At 36.7% G+C, this 13,930-nt stretch carries 17 protein-coding genes and 1 pseudogene; 4 read left to right on the forward strand and 14 right to left on the reverse strand.

The window, feature by feature from the left end:
* On the reverse strand, nt 1-213 hold the full coding sequence (locus tag ASU02_RS19290) for a biotin/lipoyl-containing protein (protein ID WP_057766656.1): 213 nt from the start codon (nt 211-213) through the stop codon (nt 1-3).
* Between the two features lie 12 nt (nt 214-225).
* Nucleotides 226-1,569 (reverse strand): acetyl-CoA carboxylase biotin carboxylase subunit, encoded by a 1,344-nt coding sequence (locus ASU02_RS19295; protein ID WP_057766658.1) that lies wholly within the window; start codon nt 1,567-1,569, stop codon nt 226-228.
* A 323-nt stretch (nt 1,570-1,892) separates the two neighbouring features.
* Between ASU02_RS19295 and ASU02_RS19300 the strand changes: the two genes are divergently transcribed.
* On the forward strand, nt 1,893-2,366 hold the full coding sequence (locus ASU02_RS19300; RefSeq protein ID WP_057766660.1) for an N-acetyltransferase: 474 nt from the start codon (nt 1,893-1,895) through the stop codon (nt 2,364-2,366).
* A gap of 79 nt (nt 2,367-2,445) precedes the next feature.
* Here the strand turns inward: ASU02_RS19300 and ASU02_RS19305 are convergent, their stop codons facing one another.
* The 7 genes from ASU02_RS19305 to ASU02_RS19335 all read right to left on the reverse strand — a co-directional run bounded on the left by ASU02_RS19305 (nt 2,446) and on the right by ASU02_RS19335 (nt 7,225).
* Nucleotides 2,446-3,027, reverse strand: coding sequence for an RsfA family transcriptional regulator (locus ASU02_RS19305; protein WP_057766662.1), 582 nt, complete (start codon nt 3,025-3,027; stop codon nt 2,446-2,448).
* Between the two features lie 95 nt (nt 3,028-3,122).
* Nucleotides 3,123-3,878 carry an enoyl-CoA hydratase/isomerase family protein gene (locus tag ASU02_RS19310; RefSeq protein ID WP_057766663.1) on the reverse strand — a complete coding sequence of 252 codons (756 nt, stop codon included), beginning with the start codon at nt 3,876-3,878 and terminating at the stop codon, nt 3,123-3,125.
* A gap of 261 nt (nt 3,879-4,139) precedes the next feature.
* Nucleotides 4,140-4,313, reverse strand: coding sequence for a 50S ribosomal protein L32 (gene rpmF / locus ASU02_RS19315; protein WP_053475556.1), 174 nt, complete (start codon nt 4,311-4,313; stop codon nt 4,140-4,142).
* A gap of 77 nt (nt 4,314-4,390) precedes the next feature.
* The gene (locus tag ASU02_RS19320) at nt 4,391-4,915 is read right to left on the reverse strand and encodes a YceD family protein (protein ID WP_057766665.1); all 525 of its coding nucleotides are present in this window, start codon (nt 4,913-4,915) and stop codon (nt 4,391-4,393) included.
* A gap of 232 nt (nt 4,916-5,147) precedes the next feature.
* On the reverse strand, nt 5,148-5,783 hold the full coding sequence (locus ASU02_RS19325) for a hypothetical protein (RefSeq protein ID WP_157684539.1): 636 nt from the start codon (nt 5,781-5,783) through the stop codon (nt 5,148-5,150).
* Nucleotides 5,689-6,885, reverse strand: a complete 1,197-nt coding sequence (locus ASU02_RS19330) for an FtsK/SpoIIIE domain-containing protein (RefSeq protein ID WP_057766669.1) — start codon at nt 6,883-6,885, stop codon at nt 5,689-5,691. The genes ASU02_RS19325 and ASU02_RS19330 overlap by 95 nt, the downstream gene beginning before the upstream one ends.
* Before the next feature lie 157 nt (nt 6,886-7,042).
* Nucleotides 7,043-7,225, reverse strand: a complete 183-nt coding sequence (locus ASU02_RS19335; protein ID WP_057766671.1) for a hypothetical protein — start codon at nt 7,223-7,225, stop codon at nt 7,043-7,045.
* Nucleotides 7,226-7,372: 147 nt separating this feature from the next.
* Here ASU02_RS19335 and ASU02_RS19340 point away from each other — a divergent pair, with 147 nt between their 5' ends.
* Genes ASU02_RS19340 through ASU02_RS19350 form a run of 3 tightly spaced genes read left to right on the forward strand, consistent with a single transcriptional unit; the run spans nt 7,373 to nt 8,366 of the window.
* On the forward strand, nt 7,373-7,588 hold the full coding sequence (locus tag ASU02_RS19340; RefSeq protein WP_057766673.1) for a helix-turn-helix domain-containing protein: 216 nt from the start codon (nt 7,373-7,375) through the stop codon (nt 7,586-7,588).
* On the forward strand, nt 7,585-7,851 hold the full coding sequence (locus tag ASU02_RS19345) for a hypothetical protein (protein WP_057766675.1): 267 nt from the start codon (nt 7,585-7,587) through the stop codon (nt 7,849-7,851). The genes ASU02_RS19340 and ASU02_RS19345 overlap by 4 nt, the downstream gene beginning before the upstream one ends.
* A 17-nt stretch (nt 7,852-7,868) precedes the next feature.
* A complete protein-coding gene (locus tag ASU02_RS19350; RefSeq protein WP_157684540.1) occupies nt 7,869-8,366 on the forward strand; it encodes a hypothetical protein in 498 nt (165 codons plus the stop codon).
* A gap of 240 nt (nt 8,367-8,606) precedes the next feature.
* Here the strand turns inward: ASU02_RS19350 and ASU02_RS19355 are convergent.
* The 5 genes and pseudogenes from ASU02_RS19355 to ASU02_RS19375 form a co-directional block, all read right to left on the reverse strand.
* Nucleotides 8,607-9,086 (reverse strand): annotated as a pseudogene (locus ASU02_RS19355) (peptidoglycan recognition protein family protein); the annotation flags it as partial.
* Nucleotides 9,083-9,283, reverse strand: coding sequence for a hypothetical protein (locus ASU02_RS19360; protein ID WP_057766679.1), 201 nt, complete (start codon nt 9,281-9,283; stop codon nt 9,083-9,085). The pseudogene ASU02_RS19355 and the gene ASU02_RS19360, both read right to left, overlap by 4 nt.
* Nucleotides 9,280-9,480 carry a hypothetical protein gene (locus tag ASU02_RS19365; RefSeq protein WP_057766680.1) on the reverse strand — a complete coding sequence of 67 codons (201 nt, stop codon included), beginning with the start codon at nt 9,478-9,480 and terminating at the stop codon, nt 9,280-9,282. Before ASU02_RS19365 ends, ASU02_RS19360 begins: the two co-directional genes overlap by 4 nt.
* A gap of 36 nt (nt 9,481-9,516) precedes the next feature.
* Nucleotides 9,517-9,702 carry a hypothetical protein gene (locus ASU02_RS19370; RefSeq protein WP_057766682.1) on the reverse strand — a complete coding sequence of 62 codons (186 nt, stop codon included), beginning with the start codon at nt 9,700-9,702 and terminating at the stop codon, nt 9,517-9,519.
* A 5-nt stretch (nt 9,703-9,707) separates the two neighbouring features.
* Nucleotides 9,708-13,922 (reverse strand): LPD38 domain-containing protein, encoded by a 4,215-nt coding sequence (locus ASU02_RS19375; protein ID WP_057766684.1) that lies wholly within the window; start codon nt 13,920-13,922, stop codon nt 9,708-9,710.
* Nucleotides 13,923-13,930 lie beyond the last annotated feature (8 nt).

Raw genomic sequence — 13,930 nt, forward strand, 5'->3', positions numbered from 1 at the left:
TTATTCCAGGACTAACAACACATCTCCTTCATTTACAAAATCGCCAATATTCACTTTCACTTCCGATACTTTTCCTTCTGTTTGACTTTCAATCGGAATCTCCATTTTCATTGATTCAATCATTAATACTTCTTGACCTGCGGTTACTTCATCCCCATTGCCAACCATAATATTTAATACAGTTCCCGCCATTGATGATGTAATTTCTTTCATAATCTATTCCTCCTAGTTTGCGATGAATGTTTTATTCGTTAAAAAGCTTGTTGAATAATTGCCATTAATAAAATCTGAATCCTTTATAATTTCCTTAAATAACGGAGCATTTGTTTTAATCCCTGTAATAATCAGATCCTTGAAAAAATGATCTGCTCTTTCAATTGTCTCTTTTCGTGTGTCTCCATAAATAATACATTTAGCTATCATCGGGTCATAATAGGGAGTAACGGTTGAACTTGACGCATACCCAGAATCCACACGTACACCCTGAAACTCTTTCCATTGAAACTCTTCCATCTTTCCTGGTGATGGGAGGAAGCTTCTTGGGTCTTCTGCATACAAGCGAAATTCAATCGCATGCCCTTTTTGCTGTATCTCAGTTTGAGCAAGCGGCAGTTTTTCCCCTCTTGCTACAAGAATTTGCCACTTTACTAAATCTAGTCCCGTAATTTGCTCTGTTACAGGATGCTCGACCTGCAATCGTGTGTTCATTTCCAGAAAGTAAAAGTTTTCTTGTTCATCAACAATAAACTCAATGGTTCCTGCATTTTTATAATTTACGGCTTCAGCAGCCCTTATGGCCGTCTCATACATTTTTTGCTTGGCTGAGTTTGATAAAAATGGCGACGGCGACTCTTCCACAACCTTTTGGTGTCTTCTTTGAATGGAGCAATCTCTTTCAAAGAGATGAACAATATTTCCATACTGGTCACCAAAAACTTGAACCTCTACATGTCTGGCATTATTAATATACTTTTCTACAAATACCTCTTCAGAACCAAAATACGCCTTCGCACGTGCTTTTGTTGAGCCAAATGACTTAGCGAGCGCTTGCTCATTTTCACAGCGCACCATCCCAATTCCACCGCCTCCGCCACTAGCTTTCAGCATGACAGGGTAGCCCATAGATTCTGCAAGTCTAATTGCTTCTTCTAGTGTTGAAGTTCCTTCCTCACTGCCTGGTACAACCGGAACCCCAGCATCCATCATTGTCTTTCTTGAAACAATTTTATCACCCATTAATTCGATCGTTTCTGGATCGGGTCCGATAAAAGTAATTCCAGCTTCATTCACAGCTCTTGCAAAAGCTGCATTTTCAGAAAGAAAACCATATCCTGGATGAATCCCATCTACTCCTTCATTTTTGGCAATCTCGAGGATAACCTCTGCTCGTAAATAAGATTTATTTACGGCTGGTTCGCCAATATTGAAAGCATATGTTGCCTTTTTAACAAAAGGCATATCCGAGTCAGCATCAGAAAACACAGCAACGGTTTCAATTCCCATTTGATGGCAAGTATCCATAATCCGTAAGGCGATTTCTCCCCTATTTGCAATTAGAATTTTCTTCACCCAAGATCCCCCTTCTATCTTTGATGTTTATTTAAAAGTGATCTGCATTTCAAGCATAGAAAGATTATCTATTTCATTATTATTTTCATAATCTTTCTACAATACAATATATTTCTACAATCTTTTCTCTTTTTCCTGCTAAATTTGAAAACGCTTCCTATTTTTTTATAAAGTTTAAAAGTAACTAGAGATATAAGTGCAGAATTTTTTGTTTCTTTGTTATATAATAAGAATTATAGAAAGATATATTTTCATCGAAATTTTAACTTAAATAGTAATAATTAATTTATTCATCTATTGCAGCAAAGAAGGAGAGGAAAGCGATGATGTATAAGGTTGAAAAGTTAAAAGTAAATTACAAAACACTTGAAGAGTTTAAAAAATTTAGAGAATATGGTTTACAAGAGCTTTCAATGCTTGAAGATCTTGAGGCGAATATTATTGAAGATGATAGCGTTTCTCCTTTCTATGGGATTTATTTCGGGGATAAACTCGTTGCTAGGATGAGCCTCTATCAAGTAGAGAAAAAGTTTGACCGTTATTTTGAACCTGCTCAAGATTATTTAGAGCTTTGGAAACTTGAAGTCATTGCTGATTATCAAAATAAAGGGTATGGAAAAGCACTTGTTGAATATGCAAAAAGCTTCGGGCTTCCTATTAAAACAAATCCAAGAGTTAAATCCAAAGACTTTTGGGATAAGATGGGGTTCTCTTCTGTCGCTTATGAAATGGAAAGAGACCGTGGAGAAAATCCGCTTGTTTGGTATCCAGACGGTGTTAAGGAGCAATTACATTAAAAAGTCTATTTCATTAATGTTAAAGCGGACAATGTATATGTCCGCTTTTCTCAATTAATAAATAATTTTCATTTAACATCTATACTTTCTGCTCATGATCCTCATCCTTTAATTCAACAAGCTTTCTTGCTCTTTCCATTATATTGATTAACGCCTTGTAATCTGCTTGAATAGAGTTTAAGTCTTTAAGTAATTTTTCATTTTCGGAAGCAAGGTAATACAATTGCTTTTCAAGGCTTTGAATCCGTTCTTCATTTGTTTTAATATTTTCATCTTGCATGCTTGACTGTTCAGCCTTTTCATATAAATCTTTTAAGTAAGCAACTAATTCCTCAAACCCCCACACCTTCTTCTCTTCTTGAGACGTAACTGTCTCTGCCTCAAGAATCTGGTTTGTATCCGGCTGTTTATCCTCTAAGGGCAGATTATTCAGTTTTCTTTCTTTTCTTTGTCTTTTTGCAAGCTCAATCCCAGATTTATATTGTTTTCTAACATATGAATTCCATCTGAAGCCGCATGCTGCAGCTGTCCTTGTTAGTTCTTTGCCAACTTTTTCAAATGCTTGCAGCTGCGTTCCTCCTTCTCTTATATGACGGAGCACAATTTCTGCAAGCAGCAAATCTTCATCATGAGTCCATGCATCTTGTCGAGTTGATGACATCAGTTCATCCTCCTAGTGTTTTTTATTAATAATATGCTTATGCTAGAAAAGATAGACTGATATCCTGTTTGAAACTTCACAATTATCTTTGGTTTTTACTTTTTCAAAAATTTATCTACTTGCTTATGATGAGCTTCCCCTTGCCACAATACTGCACAATTTCTGACTTCTTGCTTCACTCTTTCTTCCACTCCTGCTTCTTTCCATTTCCTTATAAACATCCCTTTATAAGATTTTAATACATCCCCTTCTAGTACTAGCATTTTATTTAAAAAGGTTCGGCAGCTTTCTATCGGATCACCAGTATATACCGATTGGATAAAACCCATATCTTTTAATTCATCACTATTATACAAACAAGCCTCCATTAGCATTTTCATTGCATTTGAAGAAGTGACCCTTTCAGACAGAAAGGTCCCTCCGCCCCATCCTGTAGTGATTGCGAGCGTACCTTGTATAAATCCAGCATTGACTTCCTTCCTTGCCAGCCGAAAATCACAAGCAGAAGCTAGCTCACAGCCTCCGCCTACAGCAATCCCATTCAATAGGGCAATAGTTGGTTTGGGTAAGAAAAACAATCGAACGAGCAGCTCAGACATTCGATTTAACATCTCAAATGCCTCTTCCTCGGTTTTTAATTGGTGAAAGGAAGATAAATCTCCTCCTGAGCAAAACGCCTTGTCACCTGCACCAGTAATCACTAATGCTTTTATCTGATCTTCTTCTGCTGCTGCCAGTGCTTCCCCTAGCCCATCCATTATTTCATAACTTATGGCATTTCTCTTTTCAGGTCTGTTAATTGTAAAAACCGCTAGTCCATCCTCATGTACTTCTAACATATATGGTTTCATGAATATCTCCCTCAACGTTTTTATGTATATATTAACAAAAATCAAATGTAATAGCGCATTGATTTCCCATCAAGAACAAGACATCCTGCCGGAAAGGTATCCTTTAAGATTAGCTTGTTATCTCGGAAAACCTGAGAGGCAGGAGCACGACTTCTAACCAGCTCAATTATTAGTTATCAACATTTTCAAATATTTAATTACCTAGAAAACGACAAAAGCACAAGAACAATTTGTTCTTGTGCTTTTTATGTCAGTTGGAAATTAGTTATTAACAACTTCTTTTCCTTTGTATGTTCCGCAAGCTTTACATACGCGGTGAGCAAGTTTCATTTCACCACAGTTTGGGCATGATACCATACCAGGTACCTGTAATTTAAAATGGGTACGACGCTTTCTTTTTGCAGTTTTAGAAGTTCTTCTAAAAGGTACAGCCATTCTTCCCACCTCCTTAAAAAGTTATGAAGGCCAGATCATGCTGGATTCTTCAAATAGTTACTTGTTTTCTTCCGCTTTTATGAATCGGAAGAAGGATCATTTTGATCAAAAAATTGAGCAAGTCCCGCAAGACGAGGATCAATTCTTTCCTCTTTGTCTCGCTCTTGAATAACCTCCCAATCCTTTCCGGATTGCGGAGCGCCTTCTTCACTGCTATCGGTGCAGAACACTTGCATGGGAACCTCAAGTATTAGGATCTCTTGAATGACCGGCATAAGATCAATCACTTCACCCTTTACCTGATGAACCTCCTCTTCGGTTTCATAATCCAAACCTTTTAAGAGGAAAGTTTCTGTTGTTTCCACATTAATTGGGAATTTTACGTCAACTAAAGTACGAGAACAAGGAAGTATTAAGTGACCGTTTATTTTTAAATGAAAAGTCACCTTAGCAGAGTCAATATCTGCTCGACCCGTTATATGCATTGGTGAAGCGTCTCTAATCGTTGGATCAGTGTTTTTGATCTCATCGACATTGACAGTTTCATCAAACGGAAAATCCTTGCTTCGATATTTTTGTAACTGACTTAAAGTCCATTTCATACGAATCACCCCAAGGCAACAAAGGTAATTATAGCTGTCATATAATTATTTGTCAATATTTTTTCTTTACACCTAGTAACGTGCATAAAATGCATAATGTAGCGTTATCAGCATGTTCAGAAGTTCTTACTCCTAGTATTATATCCTTGTTTGCATGTTTTGCAACAAGCGTGTGGTCATCGTTGTGGTCAAACGGTGGCCATCTTTTTTTACCTTTGTTCTCTTCGAGGATTCATCTTATATCTTTAAATGTAAAAACTTGATTTCTTACACCTTGTAATTGTTCCTTTAACTTCCTTTTTCTATCCTCTGTTGTAGTAAAAAAGTAAAGAATAGGGGTTTGTTCTTTAAAAGCTGGCAGTACATTTTTATAGGTTTCAATTTTCTTTTTGTTATCAATCATCTTCCTTGCATTATCAACTTCAATTAAATGTAAGTATCCGTTACGTTTAAATGAAGCATCACTGATTACTTTCTTTTTTGTCCCTAAGTTAACATGCTTAAACTGTATTCCAAAAGAATTTTCTGGAACTAATATGGTTTCTAACAGATGTTCATTTTTCCAGTCATGCGGGCATTTAAAATAAATGAACACTTCATTTCTTAGAAAAGTGTGTGCAATGAAGTGCCTTTTGTTATCTTCCTTGGTTGAACCGATTAATTCTTTTCCCTGTTTATTCAGATAAATAACCTTTTCCTTCATATAATATGCCTCATTAACATATGGCCCTAATTGCTTTACTACTCGGCAAGCATTACGATAACTTTTTAAATCATGAATTTGCTGAAGGTGTTTGATCTTCACCATGTCCAGTTGATCTATTGTCGTTAACAGGCTTTCTATCCTTTCCTGAGTTGAGTATTTCATCTTCTCTTTCCTCCATCATTTTAAACATCATCTTATCGTCAATATACGGCACCTGTACGGTTCTTTTCTTCTCAATAAGGTAAATTGCCCTTCCTGGAATAGATGGCAAATCCTCAGCTCCAGTTTCATCTAAAAGCACCCTACTAGCTACTTGTGAAGCACAAATAAAGGATAACCGCGCAACAATGTTCATCTTCACTTGCATCGGGACAGCTTCTTTTGTAGGGTACTGAGTTGCATAAATGAGTCGATACCCTAAACCTCCACCTATCCGAGCAATCTCACTTAATGCTGCCTGACAAAACTCCGCGAATTTTTTCGCTTCTTTTGTTTTGACGATACTTGGAGATAGTTCGGCCCCTTCATCCAAGATAATGAAAGTACGCTTTTTAATGGGCGTATCAATGATATTTGAGTAACCTTTTTCACGAAACATAACCTCTTTCTGTTTTAATTGTTCAGTAAGATAAGCTAATACTTCAGCAGATTCATATACATCACAAGCAACCTCTTTCACTTGTGGCAGTGATTTGTATTTGTAAAACTCTAGCCCTGCTTTCAAATCCAAAATATAAAATTCAACATCTGCTGGATTGTTAAGGATGAGTGTATTTAATACTCCTTTCATAAACACAGTTTTTCCAAATCGAGTAACTCCCCCATTTAATAAGTGACAATACTTTTCAAAATCATGATAAAGGACTCCTTGATGATTCTGCCCAATTGGTACTTCCCATGTTCCTGGTCTTAATAATTCATAATTGTAATTCCATTTTGTTGGCAATTTTTTATCATACACATGGATTTTTAGTAATCCATCAAATTCAAAATCAACTTCTTTATTTAGTCCATCTTTAATTGCTGGCATTAAGGATTCAAAAGTTTCCGATGGGATTCCTAAAGGGAGGGAGTATAGATAAGTGGTATAAGTTTCATTTGTTACTCTTCGAATTAATTTAGGGTATTTCATGTTTTCTTCTTTTTCTATCCCGATTTTTAAATTAATAAATATTTGTTCCATTTTCTTTTTATCGGACATTTTACCCTTTGGTATGAATGCAGCTCCAGCTATCGCTAACGGCAAAACGAACCATTCAATCACTAAAACACCCTCTTAATTTTTTATGAGAGACATGGAATAAAAAAGATATGTGATAACATATTAAAGCCCTAAAATAAAGAACAAAATTAAACAAACCAATCATCAATAAATCTAAAAATTGCACACTACAATGAACACTTCATTTTTCGCACCATTCTTAGAAGAATACCTTGCTTAATTCTTTCAACAACCATAGGATCGCCCCAAACTTGCTTGCTTCCATCATAAGGTGAATCATGTCCTTATTAATCGAAAGACCGGACTGCTCTAATGCATGTAATATCATGAATACTCCACCTGATACCCCGACAAATGTAATCCCGAATGTAAAGGGGTCCAACTTCTTTCCCTCCTTCCTTGTATAGTGCATTGTATGGATATTCGCCTAAATAATGCGTGTCTTGCATAATTTTTTAATCAAAAATGAACAAAAATTTATTCAAGGTATTAGGACAGACTTGTCGAATTATTAGATTGGGTGATACAAATGTACCAAAGTAAAATAGGTGAACTAATAGCAAATAGTAAATTAAAAAGGGAATATATACAGGAACAATTGAATGTATCGCGAGGGACATTATCAAATTGGTGTATAGGAAAAACACATCCTAATGGACCGGAGTTGTTTTTGTTAGCAGATTTATTAGAGATAAATGTCAATCAGTTATACCATTGGGTTGAAGATAAGGAAGAGAGAGAATGAGGGTACAAATCGAAATACAGTTGAATGTAGAAGACAGCATTAGTGCCAGTCGAGCATCATTTTACGTTAAAGATAAAGACTTTAAAAAAGATGCTGATTGGGCAGTTGGAATTGTTGCTTATGAGTGGATTCAACAACGATGGAGAGAATTTGGCTGTAGAAAAATAATAATTCATAAAGTCGTGTGGGATGAGAAGCACGATATTACAGAGCTTGTGAAACAAATAGAACCAATAGATCCACCGGATGATTTACCTTTCTAAGAAGGAAGATGATGAAAATGAAAAGATTATTATTGATATCAATACTTATTCTGAGTGGATGTAGTAGCCAAACAACTGTAGAACAAGAAGCATCTATTGATTATGAGACAACTATTGAAGAATTAGAAAATATAATTAAAACATTAGAATCAGAAAACGAGGAACTAACACTCGAATTAGAAACACTAAAAGATGATTACCAACTATTAGTATCCACTAACGACGAAAATGAAATATTAATAAATATACTTACTTCAAGAGTAGATGAAATGGAGAATAACAGTAGAACCATTGATATACCTACAGAATATCCAGGTAACATCTTTGGTGATTCTGATGATGAAAGTAGCAATTCCGGTGGTGATGGGATATGGGATTATAACCTTGGCGGCACCGACAGAGATGCTGATAATGATGGTTTTTGGGATTATGATAAGGGTGGTACCGATAGAGACATGGATAATGATGGGATTTGGGATTACGACAAAGGTGGTACTGATAGAGATTTAAATTAACAAAGCCCCTCTCAAAAGAAGGGCTTTTTTTTATTTCATCATCTTTTCTAAATCCTCAACCCTTTCGGTCAATGCCTTAACCTGTTTAGCATATGGAATCTGTGCATTCCAAACATAATATTGATTCACTACTCGAAATGGATCATTTCCATCTGTAATTCCAAGACTTATCGCTTCTTGCCTAACAGCTTCTTGAACATCAGATAATTTTTGTTCCACATTAACCACATCCTTTTTATTTAATTCAGCCTTAATAGCATCTAAAAACGATTGCCATCTACCTTCATCTAAAATTCGATGTGGACAATATTTACCCGACCAATCTTGATGCTTTTTAACTCGGTCAATTCCCCAGCTGCGCTCTTTTAACAACTGGGCAATAAACTGTATTGCTAATCCTTCAGCTTGATAGTATTTCGTACCGCCTGACTTGCTGTAACAAATTTCTACACCTATTGATTTATGATTACCTGAGCCTTTTCCATCACCACAATGCCATGCAATACGATCTACCGGAATCCCTTGAACAACCTCTTTATCATCTACCGCGAAGTGAAATGATACTTGATTTGTATTATTAATCATGTATTGCACTTCATTATTTGCGCTCGCATCATTGTAAGTATTATGGACAGTAATGTATTCAGCTGCCATAATATTTGGACACTTGATTTTATGATTTTTAGATTGAACAAGCATTTTTCGAACAGGTATAGTCACTCTTGATCACCCTTATCTTTAAACCATTTTCCATCCTTTGGATTGCTCACAATTCCTAAATAAATCAATATCGCAATAATAAGGGTTACGTATGTTTCCCATCGAGTAGGATCAATCGAGAAACCTAAATCCTCAAGGATCATATAAAAAAGGGCTGCAATAGCAACCCACAGCCCGTAGTTCTTTAATTTATTCATTCTCTATTACCTCCATCAAAAATTCTTGTTTCGATTTTAGTTAATCGTTCTTTCACATCTTCAGATAATGTTTGTATAACTGATAAATACCTACCCTCACGCTGGTCGTTCTTCCACAACACCCAAACCAATAATGCGATAAATAACGCAAAGGGGAGCCCGTACAAACTAGCTGCTTCTTTAAACATTTCCCACATTTTCATTCCCTCCCAAAATTAAAAGAGGACTGAATATCAGCCCTCTTGATTATTACTAGCATATTTATCTTCTTTGTGAGGTAACAACACACCCATAAGAAGTCCTCCGATTATTAATAAAGCGATTACTCCCCATAACCAAAAAGGTTTATCAGGAATAATTGTAAATAGCACACCGCCTATGATAATCAAGTAGGCAGCAATCCAGTGATACCACGCCAATGTAATCACTCCACGTTATTTAGTCGTTGCATAATTTGACGAGCAATATCATTTCTTATTTTGTTTAGATCATCAACTGCTCGCTTCTTTTCATCACCTGATAAATCCGGTGAGTTTTCTACTGCTCTTATTTCCTTGTTAATTTCAGCGATGTCTTTCGTTACCTCATTGACAAACTTATAAAGATCTTCTTTCTGATATTCCTGTTCATTTTGCTTAGCAGAACCACGTTGTTTAGAAAGTGTATCTTTTAATTTGTAAAGCTTGTCAATCGATTCACCTGTTGAAGATTGATTCACTAAGAAAGCTTTTGTTAAAGGTGATTGGTCAATGCTTTTCGTCGGCTTCTCCGGCCGGTCAGCATTTGAAACATTATTTACAAGCCAATCTATTGCACTTGTACCATATGTTCCTAGACCACCTGTAAAGCCTTGAATAGTGTTATCAATCACCCTAGGGGAACCAAAGTTTCTAAATGCTCCTTGGCCATTAGTGACTTTATTTACTTGGTTTCCTATGAATCTTGCTGTCTGAGTTGTATTGATATCATATTGGTCAGGAAATTCCATGCTTTGTTCACGTTGCGGAATAATTGGACCTTGTTTAAAGAATGAATAATTCGCCATCCCTTCAACGATTGGTGCAACTCCAGTTAACATCGTTGGTACTGCAGCTGTCGAGAATCCTTGCTTGATCCAATCATCAAATGCTTTCTTGTCATGCTTAAAAGCAAAGTCTGCAGCGCGTTCGAAAGTGTTAGAAAAAGCAAATGCTAAATCAAAAGGCTTGGGAATACGTGCAATTTGGTTTGTACCTGGAATAGGCACAAGGTAAAAAGTATCTTTCAGCCATTGTGGTGCATCATCAAGAATTTCTTTCTGCTTATCATTAGCTAGCTTGTGTTGAGCAACGATTGCACCAATTGTCGGAATTGTAACTGAAGCAATTGATTTACCAATGACTTGAGCTTTGTTTTCTTTAAACGCTCTCCATAACTTACTCTTACCTTGAATGTTCGCATTAAGAAATGCTACAACTTTATTTGCTTCTCTAATACTAACCCCAGCACGACCAAAGTCCATTATATCCCTTGCTCGATATGCTGCTTCTTGTGGAGTAACTCCTTTTCTTAAAGCAGCACGGAATTCACCAACTTTTGTTGCTGATTCACTCGTATCCGCAATGGTACGTAGAACACCGATAGGATTAGCCAACTTCTTCATTAATGATGTATAAGATTTGGGGTCCAAGATATCTACATAGTTAGAATTCACTTCTTTTAGAGCCTTTTGAAGGGTCTTCTTATGCAGTTCTCTATCCATTGAAATAATATTACCATATCCACCGTTTTCTTTTACCCATTGTTTGTACAAATCGCCAGAAGTTTTAAATTCTTTATTACCTATTTTTATTGTTCTACCCTTCCAAATAGACTGCCATAGACCAACAGGGAAATCAGTAATAGGATTAAATCCCGAATTTGACACGATAAATGCATGTGGTACATCACGCAATGGGTTACGCAAACTAAATTCAGGCGTCAGGGTTGCTCCGGCCCGAAGTAAAGAAGCTGGCTTTTGAAGTATCTTTATTAATGTATTCGTAGATTCTTTGTCTAAGTTCATTAATGTTCGATACACATCTGGCGGCACCTCATATTTTACTTTCTTTCCATTATCCAAAAGGCTGATTACATTTAATCGGCTTGCATCTTCATTATCTGCCAACTGACGTATAAAGTTACCTTCTACATCTTTTTCAGCTAACTTTCCAACTTGTGCGGCCACTTTATTTTTCTCAACCGCATTCACTGCCTTGAAGATATTTTTAACCATGCTTTCCATCGGATCGATTACATCACGGCTTGAACCTTCCAACTTTTTAATTGGATTTGCTGCATTGGTCATAGCCTTATTAATTCCACTGGCGAATTCAATTTTATCATCATCAAATGAACGGAAGAGTGACATGTAATTAGGCCATTTTTCTTTCATGGCAGCCACTTGCTCACCACTAAGAATAGGTTTATCCCCTGTTGAAAGCATATCAAGAACATGATTATTAACTCCTAATAGCTTCTGCCTCATTGCTTCCATCTGTTCAGAACCTAATTTGCTAATAACATCGTCAATTTCAGCAGTCGTGAAGCCTGAGTTAATCCCTTTCGAGTTAACATCTTTCGCATGGACCGCAAGGGCATAGTCGCGTAAATCTTTATAATTGATTTTACTTTTCTGTAAATCTCGGAAGATAGGACTTAATTGCTCCTGGACAATCATATGAGCCTTTTCAGGACTTCCCTTAAATAGCCTTGATTGTTTATATAAACTATTCTCTGCGCTTCCGACTTTTCCTGCTATTTGCTTTTCAATGGCTTCTAATGGTGCAACATCGTCGATAAATTGTGTACGTAAACCTTTAAAGATGCTGTCTTTTTTCTGAGGTGTGTCATTTATTTTCATTCTAAAGGAATTCGCATTACCTTGTGCTTGTGCTTGAGTATCTAATAGTGTTTCACTTACACGATTCAATGGTGGCTCAGACGCATTTACACCTGATTCAATAGGTTCGAAATCCCTTCCAGGACGCAAAGGTTGCTGGGTTGGTTGGGAACTTTGTATTTCACTCAACCTTGCTAAAGATGGTTGTTGAGTAGGTTCAGGAGTCCGCAATTCACTCAACCTAGACAATGAAGGTTGTTCAATCGTTGCAGCAACAGCATCTTCAACCATTCTCATTAGTTCCGCATTTTCTAGAAGATCAGTATCTCGAACAGTATTATTGTAACCCTCTGGATTATTAGTGGTTTGTCTTGAACGATTTGCAGTGGGAATGTTATCGACTGGAAGCATTTCACCTTTAGGGCGCGCTAGAACTGATAAACGATTATACAATTCGCTTGATACCCTTGAATTGGCTGGATTACTAATTGGTAAGCTATTTGCTGCAGAATTACTTGGTGCCTGATTACCATTTGGCAAACTATTTATTACTGATTCTCTAGGTGCTCCTGAGAATGTCGGTACATCCCCTTTAGCAAAGGGTGCCAAGCTAGTTTGAACAGCTTTACTTATTCCTTTCCCTAAACCATATAACGCAGGGTCAGCGATTGCACCTAGTCCTGCACCTAAAAATACATGTTTTAGATTATCTGTGTAGTTGGTATCTTGTGGGTTTAGAGCTTCACGAACACCTACTTCGCCCCCACCAATTATTCCACCAGCAATTGCACCTTCTTGAGCTAATTGCTTAAGTTTATCTAAACCTTTTGAACCTGGCTTTAATCCTAAACCAGCTCCACGGATTGCTTTATAAGTTCCCATACCAGGAACAAGATAACCCAATGCATCATACCCAAAGTCAGTTATCTTTCCTGCTAATGATCTATCTTCATTTGTAAACTGTGCTGCCCGTTGGCCATCGTTTGTTTTCTTATAAACTTGGTCAAGTGTACCTAAGGTTGCTGTGTTAGCAAGCCTTGTAAGCCCTCTCGTTGATTCTTTGGTAAATTTACTTCTATCCGTACTCACCGCATCATCTACGTTGTTTTTAAAGGCTTCTGTAAAGCTAACATCATCAAATGGATTAATCGCTTGACCAAAGTTTTTTAACGGAGTCATGATGTCATTTAATAACGATCCATTGTTTTTATCCTTCTTGCTCTTGTTATCACTGTTTTTTTTTAAGAGACTCAAGTCACCTTTTTTTTGCTCGTTCTTTTTGGGAGTAGGATCTTCAAGGTTATATTTTTTATAAACATTATTTTTTTCTGCTTTGACATCCTTTGTCAATTGCTTTGTATATTCCTTAAATTCTCTTTCGGAACGGAATTGCCCATTCGAAGAAGCGTTATACATAGCGTTGATATAATCACTAACAGTAAATCCTTGCTCTTTAATTTGCGCTTGTAACATAGGATCATTACGAATGTTCTCAGCATTCCTATTAGCTCCTTGTTCACGAAGTGCCGCATTGTTTTCAGGCTCTTTCCAATAAGCAAGAGCGTCTTCGTAGGTCATCTTGGAAGCTTTCTTTTCTGCTTCCTTCTGAGCCTTCTGGTATTCCTTTAAACGCTGATTATATTCGTCTTTAGAAATATCAACCTGAGCCTTGGTTGCTCCAATATTTCGCGCATTAGAAAGACCGGCATCATATGAGCCGGCCCCGAAACGTGATTCAAATATTTTTTTGTATTTACTTGAGTCGAAATTAGAAGGCATGTCGCACC

The sequence above is a fragment of the Cytobacillus praedii genome, from assembly GCF_001439605.1.
GTDB classification, from domain to species: domain Bacteria; phylum Bacillota; class Bacilli; order Bacillales; family Cytobacillaceae; genus Cytobacillus; species Cytobacillus praedii.